The organism is Lactonifactor sp. BIOML-A5, assembly GCF_009677585.1.
Classification (GTDB): Bacteria; Bacillota; Clostridia; order Lachnospirales; family Lachnospiraceae; genus Lactonifactor.
Map to the genome: position 1 here is coordinate 63,065 of NZ_WKYV01000021.1, position 15,975 is coordinate 79,039.

At 48.4% G+C, this 15,975-nt stretch carries 13 protein-coding genes; 5 read left to right on the forward strand and 8 right to left on the reverse strand.

All coding sequences use genetic code 11. The features are described 5' to 3' along the window. Positions 1-46 precede the first annotated feature (46 nt). Both GKG41_RS15790 and GKG41_RS15795 read left to right on the forward strand, forming a co-directional pair. Positions 47-1,822: a BlaR1 family beta-lactam sensor/signal transducer gene (locus GKG41_RS15790; protein WP_154260375.1), complete on the forward strand. Its 1,776-nt coding sequence runs from the start codon at positions 47-49 to the stop codon at positions 1,820-1,822. Between the two features lie 96 nt (positions 1,823-1,918). After that, entirely contained in the window at positions 1,919-2,296 is a 378-nt protein-coding gene (locus GKG41_RS15795; protein WP_154260377.1) for a BlaI/MecI/CopY family transcriptional regulator, read from the forward strand. Between the two features lie 40 nt (positions 2,297-2,336). On the opposite strand, the gene GKG41_RS15800 is transcribed toward GKG41_RS15795, so the two are convergent. Next, entirely contained in the window at positions 2,337-4,451 is a 2,115-nt protein-coding gene (locus GKG41_RS15800) for a penicillin-binding transpeptidase domain-containing protein (RefSeq protein WP_154260501.1), read from the reverse strand. Positions 4,452-4,643: 192 nt separating this feature from the next. On the opposite strand from GKG41_RS15800, the gene GKG41_RS15805 reads away from it, so the two are divergent. Beyond that, positions 4,644-4,967 (forward strand): helix-turn-helix domain-containing protein, encoded by a 324-nt coding sequence (locus tag GKG41_RS15805; RefSeq protein ID WP_154260379.1) that lies wholly within the window; start codon positions 4,644-4,646, stop codon positions 4,965-4,967. Between the two features lie 269 nt (positions 4,968-5,236). Here the strand turns inward: GKG41_RS15805 and GKG41_RS15810 are convergent, their stop codons facing one another. From GKG41_RS15810 to GKG41_RS15830, 5 genes are all read right to left on the reverse strand, one after another. Continuing rightward, the gene (locus GKG41_RS15810) at positions 5,237-5,851 is read right to left on the reverse strand and encodes an ATP-binding cassette domain-containing protein (protein WP_154260381.1); all 615 of its coding nucleotides are present in this window, start codon (positions 5,849-5,851) and stop codon (positions 5,237-5,239) included. Next, the gene (locus tag GKG41_RS15815; RefSeq protein WP_154260383.1) at positions 5,841-6,791 is read right to left on the reverse strand and encodes an ABC transporter ATP-binding protein; all 951 of its coding nucleotides are present in this window, start codon (positions 6,789-6,791) and stop codon (positions 5,841-5,843) included. The genes GKG41_RS15810 and GKG41_RS15815 overlap by 11 nt, the downstream gene beginning before the upstream one ends. Before the next feature lie 11 nt (positions 6,792-6,802). Continuing rightward, complete coding sequence (locus GKG41_RS15820; RefSeq protein ID WP_154260385.1) at positions 6,803-7,645, reverse strand: ABC transporter permease; 843 nt, start codon at positions 7,643-7,645, stop codon at positions 6,803-6,805. After that, positions 7,635-8,630 carry an ABC transporter permease gene (locus GKG41_RS15825; RefSeq protein WP_154260387.1) on the reverse strand — a complete coding sequence of 332 codons (996 nt, stop codon included), beginning with the start codon at positions 8,628-8,630 and terminating at the stop codon, positions 7,635-7,637. Before GKG41_RS15825 ends, GKG41_RS15820 begins: the two co-directional genes overlap by 11 nt. An 80-nt stretch (positions 8,631-8,710) precedes the next feature. Beyond that, on the reverse strand, positions 8,711-10,381 hold the full coding sequence (locus tag GKG41_RS15830; protein ID WP_154260389.1) for an ABC transporter substrate-binding protein: 1,671 nt from the start codon (positions 10,379-10,381) through the stop codon (positions 8,711-8,713). 339 nt (positions 10,382-10,720) lie between these two features. Between GKG41_RS15830 and GKG41_RS15835 the strand changes: the two genes are divergently transcribed. Then, complete coding sequence (locus GKG41_RS15835; protein WP_154260391.1) at positions 10,721-11,404, forward strand: ABC transporter ATP-binding protein; 684 nt, start codon at positions 10,721-10,723, stop codon at positions 11,402-11,404. Continuing rightward, entirely contained in the window at positions 11,401-14,079 is a 2,679-nt protein-coding gene (locus GKG41_RS15840) for an FtsX-like permease family protein (protein WP_154260393.1), read from the forward strand. Before GKG41_RS15835 ends, GKG41_RS15840 begins: the two co-directional genes overlap by 4 nt. Here GKG41_RS15840 and GKG41_RS15845 read toward each other — a convergent pair. Continuing rightward, positions 14,076-15,275, reverse strand: a complete 1,200-nt coding sequence (locus GKG41_RS15845; protein ID WP_154260395.1) for a HAMP domain-containing sensor histidine kinase — start codon at positions 15,273-15,275, stop codon at positions 14,076-14,078. The genes GKG41_RS15840 and GKG41_RS15845 overlap by 4 nt on opposite strands. After that, complete coding sequence (locus GKG41_RS15850) at positions 15,272-15,937, reverse strand: response regulator transcription factor (protein ID WP_154260397.1); 666 nt, start codon at positions 15,935-15,937, stop codon at positions 15,272-15,274. Before GKG41_RS15850 ends, GKG41_RS15845 begins: the two co-directional genes overlap by 4 nt. Between the last annotated feature and the right edge of the window lie 38 nt (positions 15,938-15,975).

Below are 15,975 nucleotides of genomic sequence, written 5' to 3' on the forward strand. Positions count from 1 at the left end.
TTATTACATATGTAAGACTTACCCGGCTCTGAAGGAGGGTCTTTTCATGAACGAGTTTGGTTTACGGTTTATACTCAGTAATCTGTTTCTTACTGTTATAATAGCTGCCATTCTGGCAGTAAAAAAACTTTTTCAAAGACACATGTCGGCCAGCCGCCAGTATCAGCTCTGGTTCCTGTTTTTACTGCTGTTAGTTCTGCCTTTTCTGCCCGCTAAAAATACCAATTTTTCTGTCTATTCCTTGATATCCGGACATAAGACCGCCAAAATAGGCAATTTTACTGCCCCTGGCACAGTTACCGTTCAAAATGGAGACGCCCTTCTTTTAGGAGATTACGCGCTTCCTGTGAAGCAATCAGATGTCTTCCGCCCGGGCAGTATTCTTGTAATCCTGTGGGTTCTGGGAATGGGGGTTATGTGCTGGTACACTCTGCGCTCTAACGTAAGATTATACCGCCGCCTCAGTGCCGCCCTTCCCATACAAAATGTACAGGTACGGGGTATTTACCGGCAATGCGTCAGAGAAAGCCGGGTGAAACGGGAAATCCCGCTCTTCAGCAGTGCCTTTCTGCGCTCACCCATATCCGCAGGATTCTTTCACCCCCGGATTATTCTTCCTATTCATTTATTATCCCATGCAGATAAGAATGACATCCGGTACATCCTGCTGCACGAACTCCAGCATCTGAAAAGAAAGGACCTGGGCATGAATCTGGTGTTATGTCTGGTTCAGATTGTATACTGGTTTCACCCTGCCGTATGGTATGCTCTCAGACGGATGCGGGATGACAGAGAGCTTGCCTGCGATTCCCAGGTGCTGCAGATATTGGATGAAGGCAGCCGCAGAGAATATGGAATGACTCTGCTCAAATTTGCAGGCAGCTTTTCAGAGGAGGCTTTCACTGCTGCTACCGGTATGGGAGGGCCAAAAAGACAGCTTGAAAAGCGTATTCTTGGAATTCTCAGTTATCGCAGAGAATCACCTGTCTCCAAAGTTAAAAGTATCCTTGTCCTTCTTCTGACAGGTATTATGGTCCTGAGCAGTGCACCTGTCCTGTCAGCAGGTGCTTCTCCAGAACCTTATCCCGTCCCTTCCTCCAAGGTCAGTAATTTGGAAGCAGATTCCTATTTTCAGGGATACCAGGGCAGCTTTGTGCTGTATGATATGAGCGAAGATCGATGGGATATCTATAATAAAGAAGGTGCCGCTGCCAGATATTCTCCTGATTCTACCTATAAAATTTATACCGCTCTTTTCGCCCTGGAAAGTGGGATCATTACCCCCCAGTCCTCCGGCCTGTCCTGGGATGGCTCTGCCTATCCCTTTGAGTCCTGGAACCGGGATCAGGATTTGGATTCTGCAATGAAGAATTCGGTCAACTGGTACTTTCAGAAATTGGATGCAGAACTTTGTGCGGATAACGTGGGAAGGTATCTGAAACAAATTAGCTACGGAAATCAGGATATCTCCGGAGGAATGACCCAATACTGGCTGGAATCCTCCTTAAAAATATCTCCCGCTGAACAGGTAGAACTGCTGGTTGATTTTTATAAGAACAATTTCAAATTTTCTCAGAAAAACATACAGGCTGTAAAAGATTCCATATTTATCACTGCAGAGGATGGGTATCGGCTGTACGGTAAGACTGGCACTGGAAATATTGAGGGTGAGAACAAAAACGGATGGTTTATAGGTTATGCAGAGACGGACAATAACACCTATTTCTTTGCTGCAAACCTTCAGGCTGACTCAAATGCCGACGGTTCGCATGCAGCCCAGATCAGCCTGGATATTTTAAAATCACTGGATATCCTGTCATAAGGCGTTTATCCTGAACGCTTCTCAGACACATGCCTGCTCTGGGTGAGTATGCAGGTACATCATTTATGTTAGCATTCTATTTAGGAGGATTTAAGTATGAAGAAATTACCTCAGATTACAGAGGCAGAATATGAGATTATGAAAGTTGTCTGGAAAAAGGCTCCCGTCAGCACAAACGAGATCACAGAATTTCTCGTTAAGACAACGGCCTGGAGTCCTAAGACCATTCAGACGTTAATCAAACGTCTGGTAAATAAGGGTGCGCTCACCTATGAAAAGGAAGGACGTGTTTTTGTCTATACTCCATTAGTGCGTGAAGATGAATATCTGGATTATGAAAACAGCACTTTTTTGAACCGGTATTACGATGGAAATCTCACTTCTATGATTACCAATTTTCTGGAAAAAGAACGCCTTTCCCCGGATGAGATTCAAAAACTGAAAGACTTGCTGAACCGTAAGACAGATAAATAGTTGGTGTGACTTCTTCTAAATCCCATACACCGGCTCCCTTTTATTGCTCTGAAAAGTACTGTTCTAACATGTGGTTTACATGTTCCACTACACAGCCGCTCCCGCCCCTGTCCTTTACATCCTCTGTCATGTTCAGCAGCAAAAGAGGTTTTTTCTCATTGGGATCCGCTGTAAAGACTCCAAACCATCCAAGTTCTGTACCCCCGCTGTCCTCTTTGGAAGCCTTAATCTCCGCTGTGCCTGTCTTTCCTGCCAGAACTACATTCTCTCTGTGGGCAGCATATCCGGTTCCCTCCGGCGTATTGATCACTTTTTCCATCCCCTTTTTTACCTGTTCTGCAATTTCCGGAGTAAACGCACCAGGAATCCAGTATTCTGCCTCGGGTGTCTCCCTATACTGCAGATAAGGCTTTACTACACTACCGTCATTTACAAAAGCTGTATACAAAACCGCCAGGTGCAGGGGATTTACCAGAATCTGTCCCTGCCCATAGCCGCTGTCTGCCAGCATTACTTCGGAGTCAATTTCTTTGCTGTTAGAATACTGCGATATTCCCATGGGAATCTCAAAAGGAATCTCCCGGCCAAAGCCCAGTTTATCCAGGGCCTCCTGCAGGGGTTGTGCTCCTATTCTGAGAGCCGCCTTTGCAAAATAGATATTGTCTGAACAGATCAGCGCATTTTCCAGGGTCGCTGGTTCACAGGCATGAAGGGTAGTCACAAAATAGTCCCCCCAGCTTTTGTCTTTCTGCCAGCTTGTTCCCTCACTTCCATAATCCTCATTCGGGTCAATTGCCCCTGCCGCCAGCCCAATAGCTGCCGTTATGGGCTTAAAAGAGGAGCCCGGTACCAGTGTCTGGCGATAGCGGTTAACCAGAGGCGTAGACTTATCCTCATTCAGTTCTGACCATCTCGCCTCTGAAAACCCTCTGATAAAATCATTGCTGTCAAAAGACGGTGTGCTTACAAGAGCCAAAACCTCCCCTGTATATGGATTCATAGCCACAGAGCAGCTTTTTTCCTCTCGGAACTCCTCATAAAGACTCTGCTGAAGTTCTGCGTCAATGGTCAGCTGAATATTCTTCCCGTCCTCTTTGGCAGAGAATGCCAGCGTTTCTTTTTTGTTTCCGTCTTGATCTATAATCTCAATCTCATATCCGTCTCTGCCTTTCAGCTCTTTTTCATAGAGACTCTCAATACCGCTTCTCCCGATTACACTATTTGTCCCATATCCTTCCCCCTCATGTTTCTCCAAATCCTCAGCAGTCACCTTCTGAACATATCCGGTCAGATGGGAAGCGCTCTTATTCAGAGGGTAAATCCTTGTCTCTACATCAGATAGCATAACCCCCGGTATTTCCAGAAGCGCATCCTGCAGCGCCTGGTTCTGCTGTGTCTCTTCCTCCGGCTCATAAGTTAAAGTATCCAGCTCTGAAATCTTCGGCAATGTGGCAATGGGCACAAAAGTATCCTCCCTCACCCATTTCGCATCCAGCCTGGTTTGAATCGCATCTGCAGATGTTCCCAAAAGCCCGGCCATTTTTTCCAGGTCCCCGGCAGTATCCTCTCTCATCTTTCCCGGAACCAGTCCCACTGACGTTGACAGCCCCTGACCTGCCAGTACCACACCGTTTCTGTCCTGAATCTCTCCCCTTGCTGCTTCCTGGACAGAAACCTGTACCTTATCCTCCTTCTCCAGGCCGGGAAATATCACATGATCGTCCCATCGAAGGGCGTACCCCTTCTCCTTTACAAAAGCTGCCTCATTCTCAAAGAAAAATTCTCCCGCTACTCCTTTGATTGTCTGTTGATAAGATACTGTTACCTGAGACTTATGTTTTTTTATCTCCAAAACCTCTGTGCTGACCTCAGAAGTCTCTATCCCCTCATAAATATTCTGATTGCGCAGGATAAATGCTTCCTCCGTATATGCAGTCCTGCTCTCATCGCTTAACATAGCATACATACCCTTGTAGTCCTTTTGTTCTATACACTCCATATAGTGAACCAGAAGTTCCTCCGGCTTTTCGTAAAATCCAGGAAAAGTCCGCAGAAACACCCCGGCGGACACTGCGGCCGCTCCGCATATTCCCAGCACGATTACTGCGGCCTTCCTTCTTTTTTTTCTCGTCTTCCTCTCTGTCCCGTTCCCCATAGTTCTGCCTTTCTTACTATTGTTAAATACTCCCTGTGTAGTCTGTTGCATTTAAATATTACACTTGTAAGATTTAAATGTCAAGTTTTTTCTCTGTCTCCTCTCTTGCCTTTTATTCTCCATCCTGTATATAATATAAACAAACGCTCAAAAAAGGCACTACATATAATTAGATACTATGGAGGTTTTTCTATGGAAAACATGAAAAAAATACCAGAATGCCCTGTTGAAATTACACTGCAGCTCATCGGAGACAAGTGGAAAGTCCTTATCATCCGCGATCTCCTCACGGGCACAAAGCGTTTCAGTGAGCTGATGCGTTCCGTCACAGGCATCACCCAAAAAGTCCTGACCAGCCATCTGCGGGCTATGGAAGCCGCCGGCCTCGTCTCCCGCAAAGTCTATCCGGAAGTCCCTCCAAAGGTAGAATATTCTCTGACTGAAACTGGGTATAGTTTAAAGCCAATATTGGATTCTATGGTGTTGTGGGGGATGCAATATAAAAGTAAATTATAGTTTTGTGTAATAGTTTTGTGTATGTGAAGTTCGGGGTTATGTAGTCGGCGAGCGAGGCGTTGCAGACGGACGGATATAGAAGGGAGCACCGGGGAGACAGGGCTAAGCCAGGGGCCGGGCCCTGTCTCCCCGGTGCTCCCTTCTATATCCTGGCAGAGACTCACTTCACATTCACGGAAAACGGGTGGGGAAGGTCGAGAGTTGTACACTTATCCTCTTGATGTTTTGGATAAACTGCCAAAAACCTCCCTCATCCTGGAACTTTCCTCTCACCGTCCCCCTTGCTCCCGCAGATCAATACACCTGGTGCATACCTGCTTTGCAAGGGCCTTGTTGTGTGTTACCATTAAAAGCCCTATATTCCTCTCCTGCACTTCCTTTACCATCAGATTCCATATCTGGGCCTGTGTAATCACATCCAGCATCGTACTCATTTCGTCCGCCAGCAGGAAGCGTGTTCCCTGAAACAGGGATCTGGCCACACAGAATCTCTGAAGTTCTCCTCCGGACAGCTCCCTGGGATATCTCCCCAGCCAGTCCTTCTCAATGCCCAGGGCATCCATCACTTCCTCCCGAAACATGCCGGATTCTTCCAGAACTTTTTTCATCTTCCACCTGGGATTAATTGCTTTTTCCGGATGCTGATAAATCAGCTGTACCGGGCTGACCCCTCTTTTTTCCAACGGTTTCCCGTCCAGAAGAATCTCTCCGGAAGCTGGTTTCAAATATCCTCCCATCAGCCGAAGAAGGGTACTTTTCCCATAACCGCTGGGGCCAATCAGACCCACACGCTCCCCTTCTTCTACCATCACTGTCACATCCTCCAGAATCCACGGGGATCGCTCATTATACCGGAAGCTGACATTTTTTGCTTCAAGTCGCATGGATACACCTCACTGTTCCCCCACGCAATTGTCGCATGGGTATTGGTTTTTCACACTCTTCTGTACGGTTCGGACATCTGGGCGCAAATAAGCACCCCTTAGGCAGTGCCTTCGCATATGGCTGAAACCCAGGGATCGGGACGAAACCGTTCTGGGGCAGTGCCCTCCACAGAGCCTGGGAATAGGGATGCCGGAGAGCCTCCGGGCCTTCCCTGAAGTCTTCTGAGGGGGCAATCTCAACCGTCGTCCCGGCATAAAAGACAGCCACACGGTCTGCCACATGGAATGCCAAATCAATATCATGAGTAATCAGGATCACTGCTTTGCCTTCGTCTGCCATTTCGCGGAAACAAGTTAATGCCTCCACTGCCATCTCCAGATCCAGTCCCGGGGTAGGTTCATCCGCGATAATCAATTCCGCACCGCTGATCAGTGCCGTTGAGACCAGAACTCTTCTGGCCATGCCTCCTGACAGCTGAAAGGGATAGAGCCGCTCCACATGTTCTTCCAGATGCAGCCTGGAGAATACCTCTTTTTGATCTTTTCGCTTTCTCTGGTCTGGCTTTTCTCCCAGTACCTGTGTCCCTACTCTCATAGAGGGATCCAGGTAGGCAACTGACTGGGGTACAAGCGCGATTTCCCTTCCTCTCAGCTGTTCCTTCTCCTTCTGTATCAGAGGCATACCTTTATAATACATCTCTCCCGTCGTGGCGGCATTGTCCGGCAGCAGTCCCATCACCGCATGGGCCAGCAGACTCTTCCCCGATCCGCTGGATCCTGCTACCGCCACAATTTCTCCCTGCTTCACATCTATGTTCAAGTTTGATATTACCTTCAGATCATACTGCTCAAGCCCCGTATCGTACATGTGAAAGGATACGGAAAGATCTTTCACCTCTAAAAGAGGATGTGCATACTCTTCCTTTGTTTTCTTTTCCATTCCTCTGCCTCCTATTCATGTGCACTGTAGGGATCTACAATTTTTTTCAGGTTCTCTCCCAGACGGTCAAAGAGCAAAACCACGATGACCAGCATCAGGCCCGGGAAAAAAGCCAGCCACCACATGCCTGTGGACAGATATTTCATAGATTCCGACAGGATAATTCCTATAGCCGGCTGCTCCGGCGACAATCCGAATCCCAAAAAAGTCAGGGAAGATTCATGCATAATGGCATGGGGAAACATCAGGATTAATCCGATGAGGAACTGAGGAATCATATGGGGAAGAATATGATGTATGGTTATCCACCTGCTGTTATGGCCCAGCCTTCTGGACACTTCGATATATTGCTGGGAACGAATCTGCAGCACTTCGCTTCTGATGAGTCGGGCCAGTCCGGTCCAATGGGTCACAGCCACTCCGATCAGTACTCCCCTCAGTCCTTTCCCGCAGGCAAAGGATATTAATATGAGCAGTACTGTATGAGGTATACCCATAACCAAGTCAATCAGCCAGTTGATAAAATGATCCAGTCTGGAGGATCCTGTTGCTGCGGCCACCCCTACAAGCAGTGCGATAACCGCACTTACCGAGGAGGCCACCGTGCCCACCACAATGCTGATGGACAGCCCTTTTATGGTTCGCACCAGCATATCTCTTCCTAACAGATCGGTGCCAAAAGGATGCTCCCAGGAGGGCTTTAAGCCTTTTTGGGAAAAATCTGCCTGTATCAGCTCATCAGACATAATAGTTCCCGCCAGATAGATACCAAAAAGAAAGGCAAAAATAAGTATCAGGGTCAGTATGGTTCTGGTTCTCCTGTTTACAGGAAATCTTCCGGTCCTACTCTTCATGTTCATAACCCTCCCTTATCTGGGGATCTGCAATTCCATAGATGATATTGGCCAGCATATTTCCCACAAACACAAATACTGCGCTGAATAGCGTAATTCCAAGAAGCAGGGGGATGTCAGATCCCATTCCCGCAGCCGAAGCTGCCGCTCCCAGACCCGGATAGGAGAATACAGTTTCTGCCAGCACAGAACCGCCGAACAGCTCACTAAAGGAGCCAAACTGCATAGTTACTGCCGGAAGCAGGATGTTTCTCAGTCCGTGCCGTTTCCAGATACTAAAATGAGACTCTCCGCTGGCTTTTGCAAAAAGAACATAGTCACTCTCCAGAACGTCCACTAATTTCTCTCTGGTATGCAGAGCCACATTTGCAAAAGACAGGAAGCTCAGGGTAAGTGCCGGCAGGATCAGGTGGTGAATGCGCTGGAGCAAAGTCACCTGATCCGCCGGAACTCCTTTGGGCACGCTCATTCCCATGGGAAACCATCCCAATTTAACAGAAAACACCATCAAAAAGACGATTCCTATCCAAAATGTGGGGATGGCGCACATAGTAAGGCAAACTTTTTTGAGAATCCTGTCCGGCCACTTTCCATTGTAAACTCCCATTATGCAGCCTATGGTAAATCCCAGTACACCGGAAAACACCCAGGCGGTCAGCATAAGCGCCAGGGAAGCCGCAAATTTTTCCCCGATGATATCAAGTACCGGTCTGCGGTAGATCAGGGAGGTTCCAAAATCTCCGTGCAGCAGAGATTTGGCCCAGATTGCGAAGCGTTCTACCGGGGGATCATTGAGTCCCCAATATTCGGCAATTTTTTCTCTCTGCTCTTCACTTACATTCGGTACAGCGCCCACATACTGCTGTACCGGATCCACCGGAGACAAGCTTACCAGGATAAAACTTATGATGCTGATTGCGATAAGCAAAGTCACAAAGCGAATTGCATACCGCCCGGTGCTTTTTACTATTCTTTTACTGTTCATCTTCTGCTCCTTCTGACCGTCCCTGCCTCAGCAGGGCGCCCCAAAAAGGGGACCGGTTATCCGCCCGTCCCCGATTCTGGTTATTCTTTCCATTCCCACTCAGCAAGGTTGGCTATCAGAGGCCACGCTGCACCGTGAGCATGGATTCTCTGTTCTCCTATATCAAGTCCTTCTTTTACGTAATAAAGGTGAGACATATTCACATAGAATGCCCAGGGTGCCTCTCCTCTCATAGAAGTTCCTGTAGTGCCGTCCCACTGGGCCTTCTTCCACCACTCCAGAGACTCTTCCATTGTTTTGGAGTTCATGGCCTTGTCCAGATAGCCGTCCACAACTTCACTAGTGAAAAATTCAGGATTGTAAAAGTCTGTCTTTCCCGCATTGCTGCTGTGGAAAAGCATATAAGAAGTCATTGGACTGTCTGACCCCCATCCCATGATCATTGGCTCGGAGAACATCCTCTTAACTGTATCGTCGGCGCTGACCCCTTCCACATGGATTGCAATTCCCAGCTTCTCCTTTGCCTGATTCGCCACGGACATAGCCACTGCCTGTCTCATGGAATCCCCGGCAAAGTACATCAGGTTAAATTCTGCCTTAAGATCGCCCTTTTCCCGGATCCCGTCTCCGTCGGTATCCTTCCAGCCGGCTGCCTCCAACTGCTGCACTGCATAATCAATATCTGTTTCAATGACATCTTCCTCGTTCCACCAGGGCAGGCCGTCACATTCTGAGTACGCAGGTTCTGCAAATCCATTTAGGGCCTCATCGATGATCTGTTCTCTGTCAATTCCGTAACTCATAGCCTTGCGGATTGCCAGGTCCGAAGTGACATTATTGCCAATTTTATATCCATCCTCTGTCGTCTTTCCCTCTTCGGGCAGCATAGGAAAGGTAATTCCCCGGTTATCCACTGACTCAACCGACACCACCTTCATCCCTTCGATTTCTGTGGCAGCCAGCGTTGCCGAGGTGAGCGCAAGATCTACCTCTCCAGCCTGAGCAGCTACAAATCTGGCATCCTCCTCCTGCACAAGGAAGACTGCCTTCTTTATCTTCGGCTGTTCCCCATAGTAATCTTCATTGGCTTCCAGAATAAACTGCTGCCCTTTGTCCCACTGGGTCAGTTTATAGGGTCCGGAGCCGATAGGTTCCATACCAAAGGAATCCGAATATGTATCCTCTGGCACGATACCCGCCCCTGCCACTGTATAGATAAAAGTAACACAAGGTTTGTTCAATTTAAACTCAACGGTAGATTCATCTACTGCCCTGCAGCTCTCCAGCATGGTAAGATCCACATAAGTTGCCTTATCTTTTGTAGTATTAAAGGTAAATGCAACATCTGAGGCGTCCAGCTTTTCGCCGTTGGTAAACTTCACGTCGCCGCGGATTTTGAATGTCCAGGTCAGACCGTCCCCGCTCATACTGTATTCGGTAGCCAGGTCATTTTCCAGCTGGTTTTTTCCGTTTACTTTTACCAGAGTGCTGAACAGAGGAGAGCCTGCATATCCAAATCCGCTGCAGGGATCCCAGCTGTCTGTATCGTTGGAGAATCCTACCGTAATTTCTGTCTTTCCTCCCCCCTCAGTCCCTTCCTCACGGCCGTCTGTGTTTTCTTTTTCACTGCTCTGTGTTTCCTTCTGCTGGTCCTTTGCTGCTTTTGTACCAGAGTCTCCGGAACCGGAACATCCTGCCAGCAGAGCTGCTGTACATATGAGAGCTAAGATAGCTTTCCTTCTCTTTTTCATACCTTACTCCTTTACTTTGTCCTTACCCCAAAGGGCAAGCTCTTAATTTTCTACAGGATAACTAAGAATCCGCAGCTGCACAAGCCACCCCCAGGGATATTTCATTTATCTTTTTTTCTCCAGAAAAGAGGCAGAAAAATGGCTTTTTCAAAAGACTCCCATCCCTAACCGGGGGTTCCCCTTCTCCAGAGAAATTAATAAAATCCTGGATTTTGTCACTTTATTGTCACCTGAAACGGCTATCATGGTATCATCAAATAAACCGAGAGGGAACCAGCAGCATGTACCCTCAGGACTTGCATGCGGCACAGCCGTATGGCAGCAGAAAGGAGACTATTTATGGAAATACTGCGCTGCAGCCACCTGACCAAAACCTATGGCAGTGGCTCTAATAAAGTAACTGCACTGAATGATATCAGCCTGTCCCTGGAGAAGGGCAGTTTTACTGCAATTGTCGGCACTTCCGGCTCTGGAAAATCTACGCTTTTACATATGCTGGGGGGCGTTGACCGGCCAACCAGCGGAAACATTTATATTGAGGACACAGATATTTCAACGCTCTCCATGGAGCAGCTGGCAGTCTTTCGCAGAAGAAAAGTTGGTCTGGTATATCAATTTTACAACTTAATCCCCACACTGAATGTTCAGAAGAATATACTTCTTCCGATTCTTCTGGACGGGCAAAAGCCTGATATGAACCGTTTTCATCAGATTACGGAGGCCCTCGGACTTTCAGACCGTCTCTCCCATCTGCCCCGGGAGCTATCCGGAGGACAACAGCAGAGGACGGCAATCGCCAGAAGCCTTATCTACCAGCCAGCCATCCTTCTGGCTGATGAACCTACCGGTAATCTGGACCGAAAGAATTCAGAGGAGACCATAGAGCTTCTGAAGTTATCCAACCGTCAGTACGGACAGACGGTTCTGCTGATTACCCACGATGAAAAAACTGCGCTGGAAGCGGATCGTATCATTACGCTTGAGGACGGCAGGCTTCTCCATGATGAGGCGGTGACTTTATGAAAATAGTAAGAGAATATGTTTGGGATACCCTCCGGCAAAATAAACGCACCAGCATTGCCATTATGGCTGCCCTTTACCTTATGACAGCCATGATGTCCTGCTTCTGCGAATTTGTATACACCATGTGGACGGATTCCCTGGCTCTGACAAAGCTGGAGAACGGAGACTGGCACGGGGAGCTTTTTGACACAACTTACGGCAGAGACCTGGAACAGATAGACAATTACGCCTCTGTATCCGCCGTGCTTGTAAAGGGTCCCTGGGAAGTGGCACAGCTTGGGGACAGAGGCCGCCGCAACTACATTATCTCCCGGGGCGCCAATAAAGAATACTGGGAATCCATGCCTGAAAAGAACATACTGCTGGAGGGAAGGATTCCCCGAAAAGACAATGAGCTGGCTCTCTCAAAACAATATTTTGACGACCATCCGGAAGCAAACCTCGGAGATACGCTTACTCTTCCTGTAGGACAGCGAATGTATGAAGGCAAGGTATGTCAGGAGACAGCCGGCTATCATGAGAATGAAAGCTTCCGCCAAAGCGGCACAAAATCCTATACTCTTGTGGGCAAGCTGGATGCAACAACCTCCTCCTCTGTTCCCGCCTATACCGGACTTACCTATCTGGACACGAAAAGCCTCCTTCCGGACGATCAAATTACCGTTTATCTGCGGTTTGATCCCATGCGCAGTACATACCGGGAGCTCCCTTTGCTGGCAGAATCCATTGGATATGAGAAAGATGAATATGAATCCTATTCACTGAAATATAATGCAAAGCTCCTGGCCCATTATGCCATCCTTCCTCCGGAGCTGAAAGAAAGTTCAGCCCTACTGGAGGCCTTTGCGGTTCCACTTATGTTTCTCGTAATAGCCGCTTTAATTGTAGGGGTTTTTGTCCTGATGATTCACAATGCCTTCGCGCTCTCTGTCAGTGAAAAAATAACCCAGCTGGGCACTCTTTCAGGCATAGGAGCCACTCCCGGACAAATTATGTCCGCTGTGACCTCAGAAGGTTTTATACTCATGCTGCTTCCTCTGCCACTGGGACTGGTCACAGGCTGGGTGCTAAATACAGGAGTATTCGCCCTGATCAATGCTACTAACGATGTAGGAAGATCCTCGCCTGATATTGCGGCATCCTTTGGGATTCCCTCCATCCTTCCCGCTGTACTCCTGTCCTGGATCACGGTCTGGCTTTCTGCGCGGATACCTGCTAGAAAAGTTGCTAAAATGATGCCTGTGGAGGCTCTTCGTCAGGGAGACCAAATCAAAGGAAAGAGACTGAGAAAAAGCCATATCACCAGCCGTTTTGGAATTATCGGAGAACTGGCCGCCAATGCCCTGGCCGCCAGAAAGAGGTCTTACCGGACTGCAACTATCTCTCTGTGCCTGTCCTTTTTGCTTCTGACCGGATTTCTGTATATTCTTACGGCCCAGAAGGCTGCTCAGGCTGTCTATCAGGGAAAATCAGACAGAAGTCAGCATATCACCTTTACCATAAGTGATGGACGCCCTCCGGAGCAGGAAGCCCTGGATGCTGTTAAGAATATTCCCGGCATCGCCAGGGCAGATATCTACAACACTCTGGCCTGTGCCACCTGGGTGACAGAACAGGAAGCCTCCGACGATATGGAGACCTATCTGGGGGGATTTGACAAAATCGTATCAGAGAAAAAATATTCTACCATTGAGCGTGATGGAAAATACAGGATTTTTTCTACCCTGATCGGACTGGAGGAAGACAGCTTCAGAGATTACTGCAACCGGCTTCAGATCGATCCTGCGCCTTACTTTGCTGATGCTTCCAGAGCATTGATTTACAATCAGACCGAGGACCCCAATGTGAGTACCAGAAAAACCAGTGTGTACAGAGATCTTCTGAAACTCTCCGAAGGCCAGAGCATCCCATTTACAGAACAGGCTTATGACGAGGACACCGGCAGCTATGAATTTGCTTTGACCGCAGGAGCGCTGGTAGATGAACTGCCCTCTCCCGCAATGCGGTTTTCCAGATTCACACTGATTGCCGTCATGCCTATGGAGCATGTTCTGAAAATTGGTGCATCCTGCGGTGAAAAAAGGCAGTTTTCCTCCAGCAGCGTTACCGGCATCCTTCTTACAAGCGAAGACGGCAGTGTCTCCTATCCCCGGATCCAAAAAGCCTCTGAAAGGACAGAGGCTGTGCTGGCAAAATATTACGGAAGCGGAGATTATGTCGTATCTGATTTGGCTATGAGAAAGAAGATGAGCGAAGACTCCAGTCTGGCCATGAGTATCATTGTATCCTGCCTCACATGCCTCCTTGCCCTGATAGGTCTCTCCAATGTGTGGGCCAGCATCTCTGGGAATCTCCGCCTTCGAAGCCGGGAGTTCGCCATGCTGAAATCTGCAGGCCTCTCCCCCGGGCAGCTCTGGAGGCTGCTGTATCTGGAAGGTATCTCTCTGGGTCTGAAGCCGGTTCTGTTAAGCCTGCCCTTTCAGGCTGCTATCCTGGGGACATTCCTCTCAATCAATGAGATTTCCCTGTCCCAGTACCTGCCTTATGCCCCTGTCTTTGCCCTGCTGGGATATACCCTTCTGATACTGGCTGCTGTCATGGGGGCCTACATTGCAGGAGGACGAAGAATTCAAAGAGAGACTATCATTACAGCTGTTAAAAACGATACCCTTTAGCAGTCTGCTTTCGTACTGCTATGAGGTTCAGGATAAAAGCGCAGGCGAAAGCGGGCATGTCCGGCGGGGGAATTCTCCGCCTGGATATGTCCGTTTTGGCTTTCTACAATCGCCTTTGCCAGGGCCAGACCAATTCCCGCACTGTCCTTAACTGCTCCTTCCCCTCTGTAAAAGCGCTCAAAGAGATGAGGGAGATCTTTTCTCGAAAATCCCCGTCCTCCATCCTCCACCTGAATCTCAGTATACAGTGGATTCTTATGGTAATTGACGCAGATCCTCCCCCTCCTGGGCGTGTGCTCTATACAGTTTTTCAGAATATTAAGCAGGGCCTCCCCTGTCCACTGTTCATCTGTCGAAAAAAAGACATCGTCCTCGCCTTTCGGTGTGATCTCCAGGGTTATGTTCTCCCTTTCCAGAATTTCCCGAAGGGGTTCAGCCGCGTTTTTGATAAGCTCCAGGGCCTCCACACGGCTTTGCTGAAACTGAATCACATGGGAATCCAGCCTGGCCAGCGTGAGCAAACCATTCACCAGACGGGTCAGACGGCCCACCTGGCGCTTCAGATGTGCCATATATCCGGCCGCCTCCTCTGTCTGATACTCTTCCAGAAGTTCCGTCATCAGCGACATAGACGTAAGAGGCGTCTTCAGCTGATGGGCAATATCCGCAATCCGCTCTGATAAGACCTCATGTTCCTTCACTGCCTTCTCCTTTGTACAGGCCAGTTCCATCACCGTCTTATAGCTCTCATCCTCCAGGCGGGAGAACTCATCCTCCGTCCTGGAAAGGGCGCCCGCCTCCCCCCGGTTCACTGCCTGCAGATATTCTGTCAGTTCCCTGATCCTTTTTCTCCGCATACGCCGTCTCTTCACTCTGTGGGCATAAAGGCATCCCCCTGCCGCCGCGAAGATCAGAGCGTGTATGCCCCAGGCAAACAGCAGATTATGTTCCAGATTTCCATAGGGACGGTATCCGTATTTTTTCAGATATTCTTCACCTCTTTGGACATCCTCGTCTGATTTACCCTTGAGACCCTCTGCCACAGAATTGCTCTCCAGTACGGCTCCTGTCAGACCGGCAGCTTCCCGGTATTCATGAGCTGTTAAAAAAACAGCGGAAATACTTCCCGCCGCCAATCCTACTATCAGCCAAACGATAATTGCCTTTGCAAAAGCTTTACCCCCAGTCTCCGTCATCTGTTTTCCTCCAAACGGTAGCCAATTCCCCTGACCGTTACAATATACTCCGTATTTCCCAGTTTCTCTCTCAGACGTTTTATGGTAACCGTGAGGGTGTTATCATTTACAAAGTTCCCCTCTGCGTCCCAAAGTTTTTCCAAGATCAGTCTTCTTGGCAGTGTCCTTCCCTTATTTTCCATCAATACCAAAAGAAGCCGGTACTCCAGTGCGGTTAAACCAATCTCTTCCCCTTCCAGAACCGCCTGCATCCGCTCTCTGTCAAGTGAAAGTGCACCGCAAGTAAGAACGACTTCACGATGTGCCGATACCCGCCTGAGAACAGCTCCGATACGGGATTCCAATACCGAAATATTGAATGGCTTCGTGATATAATCATCCGCTCCCATATCCAGACCTTTTGTAATATCCCTCACTTCATCCCGAACAGTCAGAAATATAACCGGAATATCCATACGCTGCTTCACCCATCGGCAGAGCTCATATCCGCTTCCATCCGGCAGATTCAGATCCAGCAGAATCAGCTGATACCCCCCTGAAAGCAGGCTTTTTGCCTGTTCCATCGAGGAACAGGCAGTCACCTGATAACCTTTTTTCTTTAATGCCGACGAAATACCAAAGGAAATGGCATCATCATCTTCAATGAGCAATAATTTTGTCATTTTATATCCCTTTCATCTCCTGTTTTCTCAGTTCGCAG

Coding starts and splice junctions, on each gene's coding strand:
- GKG41_RS15790 (WP_154260375.1), top strand. CDS start 47: ATGAACGAGTTTGGTTTACGGTTTATACTCAGTAATCTGTTTCTTACT.
- GKG41_RS15840 (WP_154260393.1), top strand. CDS start 11,401: ATGAAAATAGTAAGAGAATATGTTTGGGATACCCTCCGGCAAAATAAA.
- GKG41_RS15810 (WP_154260381.1), bottom strand. CDS start 5,851: ATGCGACTTGAAGCAAAAAATGTCAGCTTCCGGTATAATGAGCGATCC.
- GKG41_RS15830 (WP_154260389.1), bottom strand. CDS start 10,381: ATGAAAAAGAGAAGGAAAGCTATCTTAGCTCTCATATGTACAGCAGCT.
- GKG41_RS15815 (WP_154260383.1), bottom strand. CDS start 6,791: ATGGAAAAGAAAACAAAGGAAGAGTATGCACATCCTCTTTTAGAGGTG.
- GKG41_RS15835 (WP_154260391.1), top strand. CDS start 10,721: ATGGAAATACTGCGCTGCAGCCACCTGACCAAAACCTATGGCAGTGGC.
- GKG41_RS15825 (WP_154260387.1), bottom strand. CDS start 8,630: ATGAACAGTAAAAGAATAGTAAAAAGCACCGGGCGGTATGCAATTCGC.
- GKG41_RS15820 (WP_154260385.1), bottom strand. CDS start 7,645: ATGAAGAGTAGGACCGGAAGATTTCCTGTAAACAGGAGAACCAGAACC.
- GKG41_RS15845 (WP_154260395.1), bottom strand. CDS start 15,275: ATGACGGAGACTGGGGGTAAAGCTTTTGCAAAGGCAATTATCGTTTGG.
- GKG41_RS15800 (WP_154260501.1), bottom strand. CDS start 4,451: ATGGGGAACGGGACAGAGAGGAAGACGAGAAAAAAAAGAAGGAAGGCC.
- GKG41_RS15850 (WP_154260397.1), bottom strand. CDS start 15,937: ATGACAAAATTATTGCTCATTGAAGATGATGATGCCATTTCCTTTGGT.
- GKG41_RS15805 (WP_154260379.1), top strand. CDS start 4,644: ATGGAAAACATGAAAAAAATACCAGAATGCCCTGTTGAAATTACACTG.
- GKG41_RS15795 (WP_154260377.1), top strand. CDS start 1,919: ATGAAGAAATTACCTCAGATTACAGAGGCAGAATATGAGATTATGAAA.